The sequence below is a fragment of the Lysobacter sp. OAE881 genome (assembly GCF_040546665.1).
Lineage (GTDB): Bacteria > Pseudomonadota > Gammaproteobacteria > Xanthomonadales > Xanthomonadaceae > Lysobacter_J > Lysobacter_J soli.
Genome location: NZ_JBEPOG010000001.1, coordinates 2,857,971 through 2,878,041, shown reverse-complemented (window position 1 = coordinate 2,878,041; position 20,071 = coordinate 2,857,971). Strand labels below are relative to the sequence as shown.

Annotated in this window: 20 protein-coding genes; 13 read left to right on the top strand and 7 right to left on the bottom strand. The window is 68.0% G+C overall.

The genetic code is table 11. The annotated features are described in order from the left end of the window. The first annotated feature begins 44 nt into the window (after positions 1-44). The 11 genes from ABIE51_RS13335 (at position 45) to ABIE51_RS13285 (ending at position 9,815) form a co-directional block, all read left to right on the top strand. A complete protein-coding gene (locus ABIE51_RS13335) occupies positions 45-371 on the top strand; it encodes a YerC/YecD family TrpR-related protein (protein ID WP_115844612.1) in 327 nt (108 codons plus the stop codon). A gap of 25 nt (positions 372-396) precedes the next feature. Then, complete coding sequence (hisG, locus tag ABIE51_RS13330; RefSeq protein WP_192631096.1) at positions 397-1,311, top strand: ATP phosphoribosyltransferase; 915 nt, start codon at positions 397-399, stop codon at positions 1,309-1,311. A gap of 26 nt (positions 1,312-1,337) precedes the next feature. Beyond that, complete coding sequence (gene hisD, locus ABIE51_RS13325) at positions 1,338-2,639, top strand: histidinol dehydrogenase (RefSeq protein ID WP_192631701.1); 1,302 nt, start codon at positions 1,338-1,340, stop codon at positions 2,637-2,639. Next, positions 2,636-3,736, top strand: coding sequence for a histidinol-phosphate transaminase (hisC, locus tag ABIE51_RS13320; RefSeq protein WP_354504256.1), 1,101 nt, complete (start codon positions 2,636-2,638; stop codon positions 3,734-3,736). Before hisD ends, hisC begins: the two co-directional genes overlap by 4 nt. Beyond that, on the top strand, positions 3,733-4,809 hold the full coding sequence (gene hisB / locus ABIE51_RS13315) for a bifunctional histidinol-phosphatase/imidazoleglycerol-phosphate dehydratase HisB (RefSeq protein ID WP_192631094.1): 1,077 nt from the start codon (positions 3,733-3,735) through the stop codon (positions 4,807-4,809). The genes hisC and hisB overlap by 4 nt, the downstream gene beginning before the upstream one ends. Further along, entirely contained in the window at positions 4,806-5,408 is a 603-nt protein-coding gene (gene hisH / locus ABIE51_RS13310) for an imidazole glycerol phosphate synthase subunit HisH (RefSeq protein WP_192631093.1), read from the top strand. The genes hisB and hisH overlap by 4 nt, the downstream gene beginning before the upstream one ends. Beyond that, complete coding sequence (gene hisA, locus ABIE51_RS13305; RefSeq protein ID WP_192631092.1) at positions 5,405-6,181, top strand: 1-(5-phosphoribosyl)-5-[(5-phosphoribosylamino)methylideneamino]imidazole-4-carboxamide isomerase; 777 nt, start codon at positions 5,405-5,407, stop codon at positions 6,179-6,181. The genes hisH and hisA overlap by 4 nt, the downstream gene beginning before the upstream one ends. Further along, complete coding sequence (gene hisF / locus ABIE51_RS13300; RefSeq protein ID WP_192631091.1) at positions 6,175-6,951, top strand: imidazole glycerol phosphate synthase subunit HisF; 777 nt, start codon at positions 6,175-6,177, stop codon at positions 6,949-6,951. The genes hisA and hisF overlap by 7 nt, the downstream gene beginning before the upstream one ends. Beyond that, a complete protein-coding gene (hisIE, locus tag ABIE51_RS13295; protein ID WP_192631090.1) occupies positions 6,941-7,567 on the top strand; it encodes a bifunctional phosphoribosyl-AMP cyclohydrolase/phosphoribosyl-ATP diphosphatase HisIE in 627 nt (208 codons plus the stop codon). The genes hisF and hisIE overlap by 11 nt, the downstream gene beginning before the upstream one ends. 71 nt (positions 7,568-7,638) lie before the next feature. Beyond that, a complete protein-coding gene (locus ABIE51_RS13290) occupies positions 7,639-9,225 on the top strand; it encodes a calcineurin-like phosphoesterase C-terminal domain-containing protein (protein WP_192631089.1) in 1,587 nt (528 codons plus the stop codon). 5 nt (positions 9,226-9,230) lie between these two features. Then, on the top strand, positions 9,231-9,815 hold the full coding sequence (locus ABIE51_RS13285) for a YdeI/OmpD-associated family protein (protein WP_192631088.1): 585 nt from the start codon (positions 9,231-9,233) through the stop codon (positions 9,813-9,815). Between the two features lie 135 nt (positions 9,816-9,950). Here the strand turns inward: ABIE51_RS13285 and mtnC are convergent, their stop codons facing one another. From mtnC to ABIE51_RS13255, 6 genes are all read right to left on the bottom strand, one after another. Continuing rightward, positions 9,951-10,649 (bottom strand): acireductone synthase, encoded by a 699-nt coding sequence (mtnC, locus tag ABIE51_RS13280; RefSeq protein WP_192631087.1) that lies wholly within the window; start codon positions 10,647-10,649, stop codon positions 9,951-9,953. Between the two features lie 103 nt (positions 10,650-10,752). Further along, positions 10,753-11,310: a 1,2-dihydroxy-3-keto-5-methylthiopentene dioxygenase gene (locus tag ABIE51_RS13275; protein WP_192631086.1), complete on the bottom strand. Its 558-nt coding sequence runs from the start codon at positions 11,308-11,310 to the stop codon at positions 10,753-10,755. Next, positions 11,307-11,945, bottom strand: a complete 639-nt coding sequence (locus ABIE51_RS13270) for a methylthioribulose 1-phosphate dehydratase (protein WP_157030584.1) — start codon at positions 11,943-11,945, stop codon at positions 11,307-11,309. Before ABIE51_RS13270 ends, ABIE51_RS13275 begins: the two co-directional genes overlap by 4 nt. A gap of 164 nt (positions 11,946-12,109) precedes the next feature. Beyond that, positions 12,110-13,537, bottom strand: a complete 1,428-nt coding sequence (locus ABIE51_RS13265; protein WP_192631085.1) for an amino acid permease — start codon at positions 13,535-13,537, stop codon at positions 12,110-12,112. Positions 13,538-13,637: 100 nt separating this feature from the next. Next, positions 13,638-15,110 (bottom strand): amino acid permease, encoded by a 1,473-nt coding sequence (locus ABIE51_RS13260; RefSeq protein ID WP_192631084.1) that lies wholly within the window; start codon positions 15,108-15,110, stop codon positions 13,638-13,640. A gap of 176 nt (positions 15,111-15,286) precedes the next feature. Beyond that, complete coding sequence (locus ABIE51_RS13255) at positions 15,287-16,294, bottom strand: hypothetical protein (protein ID WP_192631083.1); 1,008 nt, start codon at positions 16,292-16,294, stop codon at positions 15,287-15,289. 182 nt (positions 16,295-16,476) lie between these two features. On the opposite strand from ABIE51_RS13255, the gene ABIE51_RS13250 reads away from it, so the two are divergent. After that, complete coding sequence (locus ABIE51_RS13250) at positions 16,477-17,043, top strand: NUDIX hydrolase (RefSeq protein ID WP_502913299.1); 567 nt, start codon at positions 16,477-16,479, stop codon at positions 17,041-17,043. Positions 17,044-17,234: 191 nt separating this feature from the next. Here ABIE51_RS13250 and serA read toward each other — a convergent pair whose 3' ends face one another. Then, positions 17,235-18,473: a phosphoglycerate dehydrogenase gene (gene serA, locus ABIE51_RS13245; RefSeq protein ID WP_192631081.1), complete on the bottom strand. Its 1,239-nt coding sequence runs from the start codon at positions 18,471-18,473 to the stop codon at positions 17,235-17,237. Positions 18,474-18,607: 134 nt separating this feature from the next. Here serA and ABIE51_RS13240 point away from each other — a divergent pair, with 134 nt between their 5' ends. Further along, entirely contained in the window at positions 18,608-20,011 is a 1,404-nt protein-coding gene (locus ABIE51_RS13240; RefSeq protein WP_192631080.1) for a D-2-hydroxyglutarate dehydrogenase, read from the top strand. Positions 20,012-20,071 lie beyond the last annotated feature (60 nt).

Here is a 20,071-nt window from a genome sequence, read left to right as displayed (position 1 = left end):
CAAGATGCTCCAATGTATTAACGCGTTAATACATTGGGTTCGAAATGAAGCGTCGTCCCTTGGAAAACGAGCGCAGCGCCGAGAACCTCGGCTTCCTCGCCGCGGCACTGGCGAGCCTGCAGACCGTCGAGGAGGTCCAGGCCTTCCTGGAAGACCTGTGCACGCCCGCCGAGCTCGAAGCGATGGGCGACCGCTGGCGCGTGGTGCCGCTGCTGCAGGACAACGTCCCGTACCGCGAAATCCACGAGCGCACGCAGGTGAGCGTCACCACCATCGGTCGCGTCGCGCGCACGCTCGAACGCGGCGCCGGCGGCTACGGCGTCGCCGCGGCCCGACTTTCCACGCCTCCCGCCGCGCTCAACGCCGGCTGATCCGCATCGGTTCCCAGAGATCCCCATGAGTCCCTCCCCCAACACGCCGGCGCGCGATCGCCTGCGCATCGCGATCCAGAAGTCCGGCCGGCTGGCCGATCCGGCCCGCGCACTGCTGACCTCCTGCGGCCTGAGCTGGCGCGAAAGCCGCGACCGCCTGTTCTGCTACGGCGAATCGCTGCCGGTCGACCTGCTGCTGGTGCGCGATGACGACATCCCGGGCCTCATCGCCGAAGGCGTCTGCGACCTCGGCATCGTCGGACGCAACGTGCTGCTCGAGCAGGGCTACGACCGCGCGGCGGGCGGCAGCGCGCCGGCCTTCCGCGAATGGCGTGCGCTCGGATTCGGCGGTTGCCGCCTCGCGCTTGCCGTGCCGGACGGCTGGGACTGGCAGGGGCCGGAGCAACTCGCCGGCAAGCGCATCGCCACGAGCTACCCGGCGTCGCTGACGCGCTGGCTGGCCGAGCAGGGCATCGACGCGAAGGTCGTGCTGCTGTCGGGGTCGGTCGAAATCGCACCGCGCCTCGGCCAGGCCGACGCGATCTGCGATCTGGTCTCCAGCGGCGCGACGCTCGCGGCGAACCAGCTCAAGCCGGTGACGACGCTGCTGGAAAGCGAAGCGGTGCTCGCCGGCCCGGCCGAAGCGCTCGACGCCACGCGCGGCGAACTCGCCGAGATGCTGTTGCGCCGCCTCGATGGCGCGCTGCGCATCCGCCACAGCAAGCTGCTGCTGTTCCAGGCGCCGCGCCGCGTGCTGCCCGACCTGCTGCCGCTGCTGCCGGATGCGGAAACGCCCACGGTGATGCGCCTGGACGACGGCGACGACCTCGCGCTGCAGGCCCTCTGCCACGGCGCGGTGACGTGGCAGCGGCTGGAAGAACTCAAGCGTGCCGGCGCGCGCGGCCTGATGGTGTTGCCGGTGGAGGGCATGCTGGCATGAACGCCGTCCCGTCCCCCGACGAGCTGATGCGCCGCGTCGACTGGCGCCTGCTCGACACGCGCACGCAGGCGCAACTGCTGCGTCGCCCCGCGCAGGTGACGTCGAGCACGACGGCGAGCACCGTCGCCTCGATCATCGGCGAGGTGCGCGACAGCGGCGACTCGGCGCTGCGTGCATTCGGCGAACGTTTCGACGGTTTCGCACCCGTCGATTTCGCCGTGGGCAGCGCCGAATTCGCCGAAGCCGAAGCGTCTCTGTCGGTAGAACTTCGTGCCGCCATCGACGAAGCGGCCGAACGCATCGCCGCGTTCCACCGCGCAGGCATGACCGCGCCGTACAGCGTCGACACCGCGCCCGGCGTGCGTTGCGAACGCGTGCTGCGGCCGATCCAGCGCGTGGGCCTGTACGTGCCCGCAGGCTCGGCGCCGCTTCCGTCGACCGCGCTGATGCTCGGCGTCCCCGCGCGCCTGGCCGGCTGCCCCGACATCGTGCTGTGCACGCCGCCGCGTCGCGATGGAACGGCAGACCCCGCCGTGCTCTACGCCGCGAAGCGCTGCGGCATCACGCGCGTGTTCAAGATCGGCGGCGCGCAGGCGATCGCCGCGATGGCCTACGGCACCGCGAGCGTCCCGCGTTGCGACAAGCTATTTGGCCCCGGAAACGCCTACGTCACCGAAGCCAAGCGGCAGGTCGCCATGGACGTCGATGGCGCGGCGATCGACATGCCCGCCGGGCCGTCGGAAGTGCTGGTGATCGCCGACTTCGGCGCGAATCCCGCCTTCGTCGCCGCGGACCTGCTGTCGCAGGCCGAGCACGGTCCGGATTCGCAGGTGATGCTGCTGAGCGACGACGACAGGCTGCTCGACGCGGTGAGCGAACAGCTCGCATCGCAGCTGGAGCAGCTGCCGCGCGCCGACATCGCGCGCCGTGCGTTGCAGTCGTCCAGCGCGATCCGCGTGGAGTCGATCGAACAGGCGCTGGCGATCAGCAACCGTTACGCGCCCGAGCACCTGATCCTCGCGCTCCGCGACGCGCGCGCCGCGTTGCCGCAGGTCACCGCCGCCGGTTCGGTGTTCCTCGGCGACTGGGCGCCCGAGGCGCTGGGCGACTACTGCAGCGGCACCAACCACGTGCTGCCGACCAGCGGCGCGGCGCGCTTTGCGGGTGGCCTGAACGTGGCGAGCTTCCAGGTGGCGATCACCGTGCAGGAAGTGCAGCCGCGCGGCATCGAAGCCATAGGTCCGTGCGCGGTGGAACTCGCGCGCGCGGAAGGCCTGGACGCGCACCTGCAGGCGGTCGCGCTGCGGCTGCAGGCGGTGGCGTCGTGAACGTCGCCATCGAGACGAACCCCGGCACGAGCCCACTCGCGCTGGTGCGCGCGGACCTGCGCGATTTCGGCGGATATCGCTCGGCGCGCAGCGACCGCCTGCAGGGCGAGGTGTGGCTCAACGCCAACGAATCGCCGTGGCCGAACCTTGCCGACCGCGAAGGCTCGCTGCGCCGCTATCCCGATCCGCAGCCGCAGGCGCTGCGTGAGGCGCTCGCCGCCCTCTACGAATGCGCGCCGGAGCAGCTGCTCGCCGGACGCGGCAGCGACGAAGGCATCGACCTGCTCGTACGTGCCCTCTGCCGGCCCGGCAACGACGCGATCGTCGTCAGCACGCCGACCTTCGGCATGTATGCGGTGAGCGCGCGACTGCACGGCGCGCGCGTGATCGACGTGCCGTTGCGCGAAACCGATGGCGAGTGGCGCAGCGATTTCAACGCGCTCGCCGACGCCGCGGTCGCGCAGGACGCACGCATCGTCTTCCTGTGCTCGCCGGGAAATCCGACCGGCGCGCTGCTGCCGATCGGCGAGATCGCCGCGCTCGGCGCGCGCCTTGCCGGGCGCGCGCTCGTGGTCGTCGACGAGGCCTACATCGAGTTCGCCGACGCGCCTTCCGCGATCCGGCTCATCGGCACGCATCGCAACGTGGCGGTGCTTCGCACCTTGTCGAAGGCGCACGCGCTCGCCGCGGCGCGCATCGGCACGGTGATCGCCGACGCCGAACTCATCGACGTGCTGCGTCGCTGCCAGGCGCCGTATCCGCTGCCTTCCGCATGCATCGATGAGGCGCTACGTGCGCTCGGCCGCGATGCTGCATTGCAGACGCGCACGCGCATCGCGACGGTGCGCACCGAGCGCGACGCGCTCGCGCAGCGGCTTGCGAGCGCACCCGGCGTTCGCCGCGTGTACGCCTCGCGCGCGAACTTCGTGCTCGTGCGCTTCGATGACGCTCAATCCGCATTCGAACGCCTGCTCGCCACCGGCGTAGTGGTTCGCGACATGCGCGCCGCGCCCGGCCTGGGCGATGCGCTGCGCATCAGCCTAGGAACGCCACAGCAGAACGCGTCGGTGCTGTCGATCCTGGAGGCGCGCGCATGAGCACGCCGATCCTGTTTGTCGATCGCGACGGCACGCTGATCGAGGAGCCGTCGGACTTCCAGATCGACCGCTTCGACAAGCTGCGCTTCGTGCAGGGCGTGATCCCCGCGATGCTCCGCCTGCGCGATGCGGGCTATCAGTTCGTGATGGTGACCAACCAGGACGGGCTGGGTACCGACGCATTCCCGCAGGCGGATTTTGACGGCCCGCATGGCCTGATGATGCAGATATTCGAAAGCCAGGGCATCGTCTTCCGCGACGTGCTGATCGACACGAGCCTGCCCGCGCAGAACGCCCCGACGCGCAAGCCGGGCATCGCGCTTGCCACGCCGCTGCTGCAGGATCGCGGCATCGACTGGTCGCGCTCGGCGATGGTCGGCGATCGCGAAACCGACAATGCCTTCGCGCGCAACCTCGGCATCCGCGCATTCCAGTTGCGCACGCCGCAGTTCGGCGGCGACTGGGACTGGAGTTCGATCGCGCATGAGCTTGCCGATGCGCCGCGCACCGCGCGCCTGCAGCGCAACACGCGCGAAACCCGCATCGAGGTCGCCATCGATCTGGATCGCACTGCCGAGCCGAAGATCGCGACGGGGCTCGGCTTCTTCGATCACATGCTCGAGCAGATCGGCAAGCACGGCGGCATCGCGCTCGAGCTGCGCTGCGAGGGCGACCTGCACATCGACGAACACCACACGGTGGAGGACAGTGCGCTCGCGCTGGGGCAGGCGCTGCGCGAGGCGCTCGGCGACAAGCGCGGCATCGGGCGTTACGGCTTCACGCTGCCGATGGACGAATCGCTGGCGAGCGCGGCGCTCGATTTTTCCGGCCGACCGTACTTCGTGTTCGACGGTGCGTTCGCGCGCGATCGCGTCGGCGGATTGCCGACCGAACTGGTGCCGCATTTCTTCCGCTCGGTGTGCGACGGCGCCGGGCTCAACCTCAATCTTCGCGTCGAAGGCGACAACGACCACCACAAGGTCGAAGCCTGCTTCAAGGCCTTCGCGCGCGCGTTGCGCCAGGCGGTGAAGCGCGAAGGGCGTGAGCTTCCCAGCACGAAGGGGACGCTGTGACCGACGTCGTCCTCATCGACTGGGGCGGTGGAAACATCGGCTCCGTGCGCTATGCGCTCGACCGTCTCGGCGCGCGTTCCGTGCTCAGCAGCGATGCCGACACCATCGCGAATGCGCCGCGGGTGATCCTGCCCGGCGTCGGCGCGGCGGCGCCCGCGATGCAGCGGCTGCGCGAGCTCGATTTGGTCAATACGATCCGTGCGCTGGAAGCTCCTCTGCTGGGCATCTGCCTCGGCATGCAACTGCTTTATGAATCCTCGGAGGAAGGCGAAGTGGAAGGGCTGGGCGTGCTGAAGGGACGCATCGAACGCATTGCGCCCAGGCCGGGCGTGCGCGTTCCGCACATGGGCTGGAACCGACTTCGACGCGAGCGCTCGTCTGCGCTGCTGGACGGCATCGAAGACGGTGAATGGGCCTACTTCGTGCACGGTTTCGTCGCGCCGCTGAGCGAGGACACGCTGGCCAGCAGCGACTACGGCAGCGGGTTTACCGCCGCCGCCGGGCGCGGGCAGCGCTTCGGTGCGCAGTTCCATCCCGAACGTTCGGCGGCCACGGGCCAGCGCCTGCTCGCGAACTTCCTCGCGATGGAGGCGGCATGAACGCGCTCGCTTCCACGATGCAGCGAAAGGATTTCGACCTCTATCCCGCGATCGACGTGCGCGATGGTCGCGTGGTCCGGCTGCATCAAGGCGACTACGAGCGTGAGACGCGCTATGCGCCGTCGCCGCTGGAGCTCGCGTCGCAGTATGCGGGCAGCGGTGCGCGCTGGCTGCACCTGGTGGATCTCGATGCCGCGCGCGAAGGCGGCTACACGTTGCGTCCGTTCGTGCGCGAGCTGGTCGCGACAACAGGTTTGAACGTACAGACCGGCGGCGGCGTGCGCAGCGAGGACGACGTCGCGCTGATCCTCGACGCCGGCGCGCAACGCGTGGTCGTCGGCTCGCTGGCCGTGCGCGAGCCCGAACGCGTGCTGCGATGGATCGAACGCTTCGGCGCGGACCGCATCACCGTCGCGCTCGATGCCCGCCAGGATGAGTCCGGCGCGTGGCGACTGCCCACGGCGGGCTGGACGCAGGACAGCGGCGTCCAGCTCGAGTCGCTGGTGCGCCGCTTCGCCGATGGCGGACTTGTGCACCTGCTGTGCACCGACATCTCGCGCGATGGCATGCTCGCCGGGCCGAACCTGTCGCTGTATCGGCATCTGTCGACGCTCGCCCCCGCGTTGCGCGTGCAGGCGTCCGGCGGCGTCCGCGACATCGACGACATCGAAGGCGCGCGCGACGCAGGATGCGCGGGCGCGGTGCTCGGCAAGGCGCTGATCGAAGGCCGATTCGCACTCGACGAAGCGCTACAGAGGGCGCGCTCATGCTGAGTCGCCGCATCGTACCCTGCCTGGACGTGCGCGACGGTCGTGTCGTCAAGGGCGTGAAGTTTCGTGATCATGTCGACATGGGCGACATCGTTGAACTCGCACTGCGTTATCGCGACGAAGGGGCCGACGAACTCGTTTTCTACGACATCACCGCCAGCCCGGAAGGGCGCAGCGTCGACCGGCAGTGGGTCGAACGCGTTGCGCGCGTGATCGACATCCCGTTCTGCGTCGCCGGCGGCATCCGCTCGGTGGACGACGCACGCGCCGTGCTGCATGCCGGCGCGGACAAGGTGTCGATCAACACGCCGGCACTGGATCGCCCCGAACTGATTGGCGAGATCGCCGAGGTGTTCGGCGTGCAATGCGTCGTGGTCGGCATCGACAGCCTGCGCGACGAGGACGGGCAGTGGCGCGTGCGCCAGTACACCGGCGATCCGTCGCGGACGCGCGCGCTTGCGAAACGCACGCTGGAGTGGGTCGTCGAAGCGCAGCAACGCGGCGCCGGCGAGATCGTCCTCAATTGCATGGGCAGCGACGGCGTGCGTGAAGGCTACGACCTTGAGCAACTGCAGGCCGTGCGCGAACGTTGCATGGTCCCGCTGGTCGCCTCCGGCGGCGCGGGAACGGCGGCGCACTTCGTGCAGGCTTTCATGGAAGCCGACGTAGATGCGGCGCTGGCGGCGAGCGTGTTCCACTCCGGTGCGGTAAGGATCCCCGAACTCAAACGGCACCTCCGTGCGCAGGGCATCGAGGTACGCGATGTCGCTTGAACGGTCACCCGAGGCCATCGACGCGCTTGCGTGGAACAAGCAGGGCGGCCTGCTGCCCGCCATCGTCCAGGATGCCGACACGTTGCGCGTGCTGATGCTCGGCTACATGGACGCGGCTGCGTTGCGCACGACGCTGGACAGCGGCCACGTGACCTTCTTCAGCCGCAGTCGCAACACGCAGTGGACCAAGGGCGAGACGTCGGGGCACTTCCTCGATGTCGTCGCGATCGACATCGATTGCGACAACGACACGCTGCTGGTGACCGCGCGTCCGCACGGCCCAACGTGCCATCTCGGTCGCGAAAGCTGCTTCTCTGACGCGCCGGCGGCGTCCTCATCGTTCGTGCGCGAGCTCGATGCGCTCATCGCCGCACGCGAGCAGAAACGTCCCGCCGGCAGCTACACCACGAAGCTGTTCGAAGGCGGCATCCGCCGCATCGCGCAGAAAGTGGGCGAGGAGGGCGTCGAGACCGCGCTGGCGGCCGTCGCGCAGTCGGACGAGGAACTGCTCGGCGAGGCCGGCGACCTGCTTTACCACCTGCTGGTGCTGCTGCGTGCGCGCGGGCTCGGGCTCGCCGACGTGGAAGCCGTGCTTCGGACGCGTCACGCCGGCTGAGGCAAGGCGGGCGACTTCCGGCGGGCATCCGCGCGGACGATAATCGCGCGAACCCTCCGCGCGAGTCGTCAATGCCGAACGCCGTTCCTGCCGTCCTCATCGCCCTGCTGGCTGCATCGACCGGCGCGGCGGCGCAATCCACCGTGACCGGCAGCGTGTTCGACGATGCGAACCGCAACGGACAGCGCGATGGTCGCGAGCGCGGCATCGCCGGCGTGAAGGTCTCGAACGGGCGCGAGCTGGCGATCACCGACGCGCAGGGGCGGTACACGCTGCCGATGCGCGCGGAAAGCACGCTGTTCGTCGTGAAGCCGCCGCAGTACGCGACCGCGACCGGTGCGAACGGACTGCCGCTGTTCTGGCATCACTTGTTTCCGGAAGGTTCGCCGGCGCTGCGGTTCGGGGGCATCGCCGCGACCGCGCCGCAGGCGTCGTACGACTTCGCGTTGCATCGCGCGCCCAGGCGCAAGGGCGACCTGGAGATGCTCGTGTTCGGCGATCCGCAGCCGAAGAGCGTGGTGGACGTGGGCTATTACGAGCGCGACATCGTCGAGCCCCTGGCCGGGCATCACGACGCGCAACTCGGCCTGAGCCTCGGCGATATCGTCAACGACGATCTGTCGCTGTATCCGGCGATGAACCGCGTCACGGCGAAGCTCGCGGTGCCGTGGCTTCACGTGGCCGGCAATCACGACCTGGACTTCGACGCCAAGCGCGACGAGGACGCGCTGCTCGGCTTCCGCAACGTGTTCGGCCCCGACACGTACGCGTGGGAAGAGCCGCAGGCGAGCTTCATCGCGCTCGACGACGTGGTGTACATGCCGGGTAAGAAGCCCGCCTACGTCGGCGGGCTGCGCGAAGACCAGCTCGCGTTCCTCGACGCCTACCTGGCGACGTTGCCGAAAGAGCGTCGCGTCGTGATTTCCGTGCACATCCCGTTCTTCGAGCCGGTGCCGGGCGTGGAGACGTTCCGTCGCGCCGATCGCGATCGCTTGTTCGCGATGCTCAAGGACCGTCCGAACGTGCTGTTGCTCAGTGCGCACACGCACAACCAGCGCCACTACTTCCACGACGCGTCCACCGGATGGCATGGTGCGAAGCCGCTGCATGAGTACAACGTCGGCGCGACGTGCGGCGCGTTCTGGTCGGGCGTGAAGGACGCGCAGGGCATTCCGGACACGACGATGAGCGACGGCACGCCCAATGGTTACGCGTGGGCGACGTTCCGGCCGGACGGTTCGTACTCGCTGCGCTACCAGGTCGCGCGCGGCGCGAAGGATGAGGCGATCGGCCTGCATGCGCCGAAGGTGTTGCGCCGCGGTGCGTGGCCGGCGTTCGGCGTGTTCGCGAACGTGTTCATGGGCGATGCGGACAGCCGCGTCGAATACCGCATCGACGCCGGCGACTGGAAGCCGATGAAGCGCGTCGAACAGCCGGATCCGCGGCTCGTCGTCGAGAACGTCGCCGACGACACGGCGACCTCATTGCGCGGCTACGACCGTTCGCCGGAAGCCGATCCGTCCACGCACCTGTGGCGCGGCGCGTTGCCGACCGATCTCGCGCTCGGCGAACATCGCATCGAAGTGCGCGCGTTCGACCGCTGGCGGGGCGAACAGCGCGCACAATCGGCGTACCGCCTGGAAGACGCCACGGAGTAGGAGCGATGACCACGCCGCTACCGACGGATCTGCCGATCAAGCTGTTCAAGACCGAAGCGGCGTGGGAAACGTGGCTCGCCGCGCACGGCGACGCGCCGGGCGTGTGGCTGAAGATCGCGAAGAAGGACACCGGCGCGACGTCGGTGAGCTATTCGCAGGCGCTCGACGTGGCGCTGTGCCACGGCTGGATCGACGGCCTCAAGCGCAGCTGCGATGCGCAGTATTTCCTGCAGCGCTTCACGCCACGCAAGGCGAAGAGCCTCTGGTCCAAGCTCAATATCGCGCGTGTGGAAAAGCTCCTCGACGCCGGGCGCATGCAGCCGGCTGGGCTCCGTGAGGTCGAAGCGGCGAAGGCGGATGGCCGCTGGGATGCGGCGTACCAGTCGGCGAGCGTCATGGACGTCCCGCCTGAATTCGCCGCCGCGCTGGCGAAGAACGCGAAGGCACGCAAGGCGTTCGAAGCGCTGGATCGCACCAACCGCTACGCGTTCTGCTGGCGCGTGCACACGGCGAAGAAGCCGGAAACGAAGGCGGCGCGCGTGGAGAAGTTCGTCGCCATGCTGCTTCGGGGCGAGAAGATCCACGGGTGACTGCATCATCTCCCGTCATTCCAGCGAAAGCTGGAATCCATTTTGATTCCCTTGCAGCCTTCACGCAAAACGGGCGCGTGAACGTCGTTGCATTCCCGCCTTCGGAACGACGGCCACGTGGGAACGGCGAGCGGGTCAGCTCACCGAAACGTCTGCGAACGTCTCCACGCGCGCATGCCCATGCGTAGCGTCGCCCGTGCGGGGCGTCGGGTAATCGTCCAGACGGTCGATGAGCGCGGTCTGCAGTCCGGCCTCACGCGCGGCGTCGAGTTCCTCGACCACGTCGGAGAGGAACAGGATCTCCGGCGCCGGAATGCCGATGGACTCGACGATGTTGCGATAGCTCTGCGCGTCGCGCTTGCCGCCCATCTCGGTGTCGTACCAGCCCGAGAACAGCGGCGTCAGGTCGCCCGCGTCGCTGTGGCCGAAGAACAGGCGCTGCGCCGGCACGCTGCCGGAGGAATACACGTACAGCGGCAGGCCGGCCGAGTGCCACTCCTGTAGCGACGTCGCCGCATCGGGGTAGATGTGCGCGGTGAAATCGACGTTGCGGTAGCCGTCGGCCCAGATCATGCCCTGCAGCGCCTTCAGCGCGGTGTGCTTGCGATCCTCGTCGATCCAGCCCTGCAGCACTTCCACGATCACCTCGTCCTGGCAGATGCCGCCGTTCTCGGCCGCCACCGCGTCGAGCCACTTGCGCACGCCCGGTTCCTTGCCGCGTGCGGCGACGAAGCGGGGCAGGGCGCGGCGCGCGTACGGGAACAGCACGTCCTTCACGAACGAGATGCTGCTGGTGGTGCCTTCGATGTCGGTGAGGATCGCGCGGATGGTCATGAGGCGAGCAGTGAGTGAGGAGAGGTGCGGAGCAAGAACGGCAGGGCAGATGCGGAACGAGCGCGGAGCTCACTCCTCACTCCTCTCCACTCGTTCCTCGGTGTCAGCCCGCTTGGCCTTTCTCGTAACGCGGGAAACGCTGGGCGATGTCGGTACCGGTGAAATGGCCGACCCAGCCGTCCGGTTCGGTGAAGAAGCGGATGGCGACAAAGCTGGGCTCCGGGCCCATGTCGAACCAGTGCTTCGTGCTGTCGGGCACGGCGATGAGGTCGCCCTGCTCGCACTTGACCTCGTACACCTCGCCGTCCACGTGCAGGGTGAACAGGCCGGAGCCCGCGACGAAGAAGCGCACCTCGTCTTCCTTGTGGAAGTGTTCGTCGAGGAACTTGGTGCGCATCGTCTCGCGCTGCGGGTTGTCCGGCGCGATGCTCACCACATCGACGGTCTTGAAGCCGTGCTGTGCGACGAGGCGATCGATGTCGGTCCGATAAGCCTCCATGATCTTCTCGGGCGCATCGCCCGGCGCGACCGGCGCGTTGGCCTGCCACTGTTCGAAGGCGACGCCGATTTTCTTCAGTTCGACCGCCATCTCGGCGTGGTCGGACGTGGACAGGCGCGGGTTGGACGGATCGTTCTCGGCAAAGATGCGCAGGCGGCTCATCGCTGCAGTCTCCTCAGTTCAAGCTCGCAGCCGAGCAGGAATTCGAATGCTTCAAGGTGGCGCCGGGCTTCCGGCATGTCGCGGCCCCAGGCGTACAGGCCGTGGCCGTCGATCAGGTATCCCCACATCGCCCGGCGGTCGAGCAGGCAGTCGACCTGCGCGGCCAGCGTGTTCATGTCCTGGCTGTTGGGCAGTACGGGAAGATCGAGGCTGATTTCGTGGGTGGTGTTGCCGGAGAAGGCTTTCAAGAGTTCATAGCCTTCCAGGTGCACGTGGCCGGGGCCGGCGTACAGCCTGGACGCGACGGTCTGGACCTTCGAATGCGTGTGCAGGACGCAGCCGATCTCCGGGAAGCGCTTGTACAGCTGCGTGTGCAGCAGCGTCTCGGCGGATGACTTCTGGGTGGTCGCGACCGGCACGCCGTCGAGGTCGACCACCATGATGTCGGCTTCGGTGAGCTTGCCCTTGTCGCGGCCGGAGACCGTGATGGCGACGTGCTGCTCGTCCATGCGGCGCGAGAAGTTGCTGCTGGTCGCCGGCGTCCAGCCCAGCGCGGACAGCTCGCGCACGTTCACGATGATTTCCCCGGCGCAGTGCGCCAGGCGCTGGGGATCGTAGGGGAGGGGGGCGTTCATGCCGGCAAGTGTAGCGGACGGGCGGTAAGGGACCGTTCCGGAAGGGGAAATCCGGCGTGCCGCGCACGGAAAGCTGCGGCGGATCCGGCCCCGCGACGAACTTCCGTGCCCGGAAACGACGAAGGCGCCTCATGGGCGCCTTCGTGCGTGCATCCCGTCCTGCGTCAGCCGCGACGCAGGCGGCTGTGCCGGTAGCCGTACAGGAAGTAGATCAGGAAGCCGATGCCGGTCCATACGGCCATCAGGAACCAGTTGTGCGCGGTCATCGTCGACAGCAGCGCCAGGCAGCTGAGGATGCCCGCGCCGCAGATCAGCCACGCCGCCGGGATGCGGAACGGACGCGGCAGGTCCGGCTGGGTGCGGCGCAGGATCAGCACGCCGCCGCAGACCGCGGCGAAGGCGATGAGCGTGCCCATCGACGTCAGCTCGCCGAGCACGTCGAGCGGGAACAGCGCGGCGAGCAGCGCGATGCCGATGCCGGTGATCACCGTGTTGATGTGCGGCGTGCGGTACTCCGGGTGGATCTTCGTGAACACCGGCGGCAGCAGGCCGTCGCGCGCGATGATCATGAAGATGCGCGGCTGGCCGATGATCATCACCAGCACCACCGACGACAGGCCGATCAGCGCGCCGATTTCCACCACCACGCGCAGCCAGCCCAGTTCGGGATGCGCCGCGACGGCGGTGACGACCGGTTCGTCGGTGCCCAGCAGGTTGAACGGCACCAGGCCGGTCATGACCGCAGCCATCGCGATGTACAGCACCGTGCAGATCGCGAGCGAGGCGAGCATGCCGATGGGCAGGTCGCGCTGCGGCTTGTGCGATTCCTGCGCGGCGACGGACACGGCCTCGAAGCCGATGTAGGCGAAGAACACCATCGAGGCGCCGCGCAGCACGCCTTCCCAGCCGTACTTGCCGGGACCTTCGTTCTCGGGAATGAAGGGATGCCAGTAGTCGGGGTTCACGTACTTCCAGCCGACGAAGATCACCAGCAGGATCAGGCCCGTCTTGAGCACCACCATCGCCATGTTCATCGCCGACGACTTGCGGATGCCGACGTAGCAGAGCCATGTCAGCAGCAGCACGATGGCCGCGGCGGGAATATTCGCGATGGAGCCGGTGGGACGCAGTTGTGCGTCGAGCGGCGCACTGACCAGCTCCCTCGGCAAGGTGATGTCGAAATGCTGCAGCAGGCTCAGGAAGTAACCGGTCCAGCTGACCGCAACCGCCGAGGCCGAGACGCCGTATTCGAGTACGAGCATCCATCCGATGAACCACGCGGCCAGTTCGCCCAGCGTCGCGTAGGTGTAGGTGTAGGCGCTGCCGGAGACCGGCACCATCGAGGCGAACTCGGCGTAGGCCAGCGCGCAGAAGGTGCAGCAGATCGCCGCGAGGACGAAGGACAGCATGATCGCCGGGCCGGCGTGGTTCGCCGCGGCCTGGCCGGTGATGACGAAGATGCCGCCGCCGATGACGGCGCCGATGCCCAGCGCGGTCAGGCCCCACGGGCCGAGCGTGCGGTGAAGGCTCAGGCCTTCGGCATCGGAATGAGCGGCGTGGGGATGCTTGGTCGCCCAGAGTTGTCGGAACATCGTGATTCCCGAAGCCGGCACACGCGATGGCCGGCCGAATGTGGAGCCGAAAGGAACGAGGCCGGCGGGAATGCCGCCGGCCTCGTAGTCGCATCAGGGATCAGCGCGCCGCCTGGCGCACCTTGCTGTTGCGGTAGCCGTAGAAGAAGTAGATCAGCAGGCCGATGACGGTCCAGCCGGTCATCAGCGGCCAATGTTCGGAGAACGGCTTCCAGAACAGGTAGAGGCACGCCGCGGCGCCGAGCGGGCAGATGATCGAGGCGGCCGGGACGCGGAACGGACGCGGCAGGTCCGGGCGGCTCTTGCGAAGCACCAGCACGCCGATGGACACCGTGGCGAACGCGAGCAGCGTACCCATCGACACCAGCTCGCCGAGCAGGCCGATCGGCAGGAAGCCGGCCAGCAGGCAGGCGAACACGCCGACGTAGATCGTGCCCATGTACGGCGTCTGGAACTTCGGGTGCACCTTCGCGAAGACCTTCGGCAGCAGGCCGTCCTTCGCCATCGAATAGAAGATGCGCGGCTGGCCCATCAGCATGACCAGGATCACCGAGCTCAGGCCTGCGATCGCGCCGAGTTCGACGACGTGCTTGAGCCAGAGCAGCGACGGATAGGCTTCCAGCGCCGTGGCGACCGGCTTCGGGGTGCTCAGCTGCGGGTAGGGCAGCAGGCCCGTCAGCACCAGCGCCACGATGATGTAGATGATCGTGCAGATGACCAGCGAGCCGAGGATGCCGATGGGCATGTCGCGCTGCGGGTTCTTGGCTTCACCGGCGGCGGTGGAGACCGCGTCGAAGCCGATGTACGCGAAGAACACCACCGACGCGCCGCGGATGATGCCGTCGATGCCGTAGCGACCCGGTCCCTGGTTCTCGGGGACGAAGGGCACCCAGTTGTCCGGGTTGACGTACTGCGCGGCGAACGCGACGAACATCACGATCACGATGACCTTGATGGCCACGATGACCGAGTTGACGATCGCCGATTGCGTGATGCCCACGTAGCACAGGCCGCTGAGCGCCGCGACGATGAACACCGCCGGCAGGTTGATCAGGCCGCCCGTGTAGACGATCGAGCCTTCCACCACGTTGAGCGGTGCCGCGGCCAGTGAGGCCGGCAAGGCCATGTTGAAGGAGCCGAGGAAGCTGTTGAGGTAGCCCGACCAGCCCACCGCGACCGTGGACGCGGCGAACATGTATTCGAGCACCAGGTTCCAGCCGATGAACCAGGCGACGAACTCGCCCAGGGTGGCGTAGGAATAGGAATAGGCACTGCCGGAGACCGGCAGCATCGCCGCGAACTCCGCATAGCACAGGCCCGCGAGGGCGCAGGCGAAGCCGGCGATGATGAAGCTGATCACGATGGCCGGGCCGGCGTGTTCGGCGGCGGCATGGCCGGAGAGGACGAAGATACCCGCGCCGATCACGGCGCCGATGCCCAGCATGACCAGTTGCGTTGCGGTGAGCGAACGTTTGAGGGTCGCCTCGCCCTGGAGGCTGCCTTCTACGGGCTCACCGGCGTCGACGTGCCCGGCAGGCTCGACCGGCTTGGTGAGGAACAGGTTCTTGAACATCGAATTCCCCTGGGAATGGAAGATCTGCGCCCGTTCAGGCGGGCGATGGAGCGTATGGCCGTGGGGGGCGGGCCACCATAACCCACGCGGGAAAGCACCGGCAAGCGCGCGAGGTCACGGTTGGAACCACTTGCGAGGCGCCCTCGCGCCACGGTGTCGCGAGGGCGCCGGGCACATCAGAAGACCATGTTGACGGCCACCTGCGGCGCGAAGATCGCCGCCGAGTTGCGACCATCCAGCGAGACCTGCGCGCCGGCGATGAGGCCGATGCGATCGGTGAAGTTGTATTCAACGGCAGGTGCCACCGACAGACGCCAGGACGACGGCAGTTCGGTGTCGTACGCGGAGCGCTCGCCCGTCGACGAGGTGACCGTGCCGCGCACGTGCGCACCGCGGTCCTGTTCGTAGATGACGTCCGTCGCCACGACCCATTCGGGGTTGAAGCTGTATTCCAGGCCGATGCTGGCCTGCGACGCGGCATGCAGTTCAGCGAGACCGCGGAAGCCGTCCGGCGTCCCATAGGCGCTGTCGCCGTCGAGTGACGCGTGCGCGCCCGGCAGGCGCCAGCCGACATTGAAGCGGCCGCGCAGGTTCCGGTCGGCAAGGAAGTAGGCCTGTCCGCCGAGCGACAGCTGCGTCGTCGGCGCGCCGCTCCCCGTCGCTTCGGCGAGCCCGTGGCGGCCGAGCTGGTCGGACTGGCCCGTGGTGAGGTTCTGCTTGATCGCGGCGGTCAGCGACGAGTTGTTCCGATCGCTGCTGGCGAGCAGGTACGACGCCGACACGCTGGTATCGCCGAACTCCCACGTGCGGCCGCCCGACGGCGTGGACGCGTCGACCACGGAGAACGTGGCGCCGACGCCGACGCGATCGGTCAGGCCGTAGCCCACCGGGACGACGAGCGCCCAGCCATCCGGCACGCCGTCGGCGTGATGACGGTTGCCGTGTTCGTCGTAGAAGCCGTGGACCTGAGTGTTGATGAGGTACGGCTCGACGTTGGCCAGCCCCTTCGGCAGCGGCGGACCGCCGGTGGCGAGCGGGCCGGTGAAGCGCACGTCGGGCTCGGCGGAGACGCCGGTGTCGGCATGCGCATGCGATGCCGCGAACAGGCCCAGCGCCAGACTGGCGGCGGTGGTGAATGCGCGCGCCGACGGCGTGCGGTGCAACTTGGAACGGGATGCTGCCATGTGGCCTTCTTGCGTTGAGGAACGCCACAGACGTTGCCGACCGCCGACGCGCGCTTGCATCGGACGATTCCGAAAATCGTCAGCTGACGGTTGCGTCGACATGCAAGCCCGAATTGGCAGCCGCCGCGAACGCTGCAACGACGTCGAAGTACACTGGCGCGCCCGACGCACAGGCTCCGTCCTTGAACGCATCCGACTCGCCATCGCAGGACGTTTCGCTGCACGACGCGCTCGCGTCCTATGCGCGTCGCTGGCCGGATGAAGCGGAGGTGGCGCGTTCGTTCGCGGCGTTCCTCGACGAGGCGCCGACGGTGTTCGAGCGCATCCACCTGGAAGGTCACTTCACCGCATCGTCGTGGCTCGTCGATCGCGGCGGCACGCGCGTGCTGCTCACGCACCACCGCAAGCTCGAACGCTGGCTGCAGCTGGGCGGCCATGCCGACGGCGACCGCAATCTCGCGAACGTGGCGCTACGTGAAGCGGAAGAAGAGTCGGGTCTGACCGACCTGCGCGTGGAGCCGGAGATCTTCGATCTGGACCGGCACTGGATCCCCGAGCGCGGCGACGTCCCCGGCCACTGGCACTGGGACGTGCGTTACGTGGTGCATGCCGAAGGCAGCGAGGCGTACGTCGTCAGCGAGGAATCGCACGACCTGGCGTGGCGACCGATCGATGCGGTGCTGGCCGATCCGGGCAGCGACGAGTCGATGCGGCGGATGGCGGGGAAGTGGAAGGCGCGGTCGCGTTAGCCACGCAGGCCTGCTCTTGTAGCCGAAGAGAAGCGCTGGGGGAGATCACGGTACGTGAGTTAGGACCGTAGCGTTGAACGACATCGCGAGCCGTCATGTCGTGGCTTCGTTGCCCCTCACCCCAACCCCTCTCCCGCCGGGAGAGGGGCTGAGCCGCTGCAGTCGCTGGCCCTTCCGCAAATGCCTAGCGCTCAATAAAGAACGCGCGTCCGCAGCGTGCCCGGGATGCGCGCCAGTTCCTCGCGCACCTGCGCCGCCTGTTCCTGCGTCGCGGTGACGTCGATGACCACGTAACCGACCTTCGGATGCGTGCGAAGGAACTGGCCGTCGATGTTCACGCCCAGTCGCGAGAACACGTCGTTCACCTGCGACAGCACGCCCGGCACGTTGCGATGGATGTGCAGCAGGCGCGTGCTTCCCGTGTGTTCGGGCAGCGTCACTTCGGGGAAGTTCACCGCCGACAGCGTCGAACCGTTGTCGCTGTAGCGGATCAGCTTGGCCGCCACTTCCAGGCCGATGTTTTCCTGCGCTTCCAGCGTGCTGCCGCCGATGTGCGGCGTCAGGATGACGTTGTCCAGGCCGATCAGCGGCGAGACGAACGGATCGGCGTTGCCCTGCGGTTCGACCGGGAACACGTCGATGGCCGCGCCACCGATCGCGCCGGAGGCCAGCGCGCCGGCGAGTGCGTCGATGTCCACCACCGTGCCGCGCGAGGCGTTGATCAGGTGCGCGCCGGGCTTCATCTTCGCGACCTGCGCCGCGCCGAACATGCCCTGCGTCGCCGGCGTCTCCGGCACGTGCAGCGTGACGATGTCGCTGCGTTCGAGGAGGTCGTCCAGGCCCAGCGCCATGCGCGCGTTGCCGAGTGCGAGCTTGGTTTCGATGTCGTGGAAGATCACCTGCATGCCCAGCGCCTCGGCGATCACGCCGACCTGCGTGCCGATGTGCCCGTAGCCGACGATGCCCAACGTCTTGCCGCGCACTTCATGGCTGCCGGCGGCCGACTTCGACCACCCGCCGCGATGGCACTGCGCGCTCTTCTGCGGGATGCCGCGCATCAGCATGATCGCCTCGGCCACGACGAGTTCGGCGACGCTGCGCGTGTTGGAGTAGGGCGCGTTGAAGACCGGGATGCCGGCCAGCTCGGCTTCGTCCAGGTCGATCTGGTTGGTGCCGATGCAGAACGCGCCGATCGCCATCAGCCGGCGCGCGTGCGACAGCACTTCGGCGGTCAGCTGCGTGCGCGAGCGGATGCCGACGATGTGCGCCTGCGCGATTTCCTGTTGCAGCAGGTCGGCCGGCAGCGATTTGTCGTAGAGTTGGATGTTCGAATAGCCGGCGTTGCGGAAGCTTTCCACGGCGGTCGGCGCGACGCCTTCCAGCAGCAGGACGCGGATGTCGGACTTCGGGAACGAGGTCGTCAGGCTCACGACGGTATCGGGTGTGGGTGGGCCTTGGACTATGTCAGAAATCCGGGCCGGTTGCTGCGCTGCATCACTGGACGCCGGCGCGCGGGCGGTGGCAGGCTGGGGCTCCTGTCCGGCCCGCGTCCCACGCGCCTTCCATGACCGATCCGCAGCCCATCGATGCCCGCCTGGAACGCCTGCGCGCGCAGCTACCCGGCCTTCGCCTGACGACCGATCCCGCCGATGCCGAACACTACGGTCGCGACTGGACGCGTCGCTGGACGCCCGCACCGCTTGCGGTGGCGTTGCCGGCGTCGGTGGATGAGGTCGCCACGATCGTGCGCTGGGCCGTCGACGAAGGCGTCGCGATCGTTCCCTCGGGCGGACGCACCGGGTTGTCGGGCGGCGCGGTCGCCGCGAATGGCGAACTGGTGCTCAGCCTCGAACGCATGAACCGCGTGCTCGATTTCGACGCGGTGGATCGCACGCTCACCGTGCAGGCCGGCATCGCGCTGGAAGCGGTGCACAACGCGGCGCGCGAGCACCGGCTCGTCTATCCGGTCGATTTCGCCGCGCGCGGCTCGTGTTCGATCGGCGGCAACATCGCGACCAACGCGGGCGGCATCCGCGTGATCCGCTACGGCAACACGCGCGAATGGATCGCGGGGCTCAAGGTCGTGACGGGCGAGGGCGAAGTGCTCGAATTCAATCGCGCGCTGATCAAGAACTCCAGCGGCTACGACCTGCGCCAGCTGCTGATAGGTTCGGAAGGCACGCTCGGCATCGTGGTCGAGGCGACGCTGCGACTGACCGATCCGCCGCCGCCGACGAACGTGATGCTTCTCGCGCTGCCGTCGTTCGAGATGCTGATGCAGGTGTTCGCCGCCTTCCGCGAACGACTGACGCTGGAGGCGTTCGAGTTCTTCACCGACCGCGCGCTGCACCACGTGCTGGCGCACGGTGCGCAGAAGCCGTTCGACGAAGTGCATCCGTTCTACGTCGTCACCGAGTTCGCGGTGGGCGACGAGGCAAAGGAAGCCGCCGCGATGGCGGCCTTCGAGTTCTGCCTGGAAAACGGCTTGGTGAACGACGGGGTCATCAGCCAGAGCGACGCGCAGGCGGCGCAGCTGTGGCGACTGCGCGAGGGCATCACCGAGGCCCTGGCGAAGTACAAGCCGTACAAGAACGACGTGTCGGTGCGGATCTCGGCCATGCCCGCGTTCCTCGCCGAAACCCAGGCGCTGCTGGCGCGCGAATACCCGCAGTTCGACGTGGTGTGGTTCGGCCATATCGGCGACGGGAACCTCCACATCAACGTGCTCAAGCCCGACGACGCCGACTACGCGGTGTTCGTGGACCAGTGCGAGCACGTGACGCAGCTGCTGTCCGACGCGCTCGCCCGCCACGGCGGCAGCATCTCGGCCGAGCACGGCATCGGACTGGTCAAGAAGCCTTATCTGCTGGGCACGCGCTCGGCCGCCGAGGTCGAGTTGATGCGCGGCATCAAGCGGGTGCTCGATCCGAAGGGGCTGCTGAATCCGGGGAAGGTCTTCGACGCTTGACCATGCCGGTGTTTTGAGCCCCTCTCCCCACGGGAGGGGTTGGGGGTGAGGGGCGGGGCG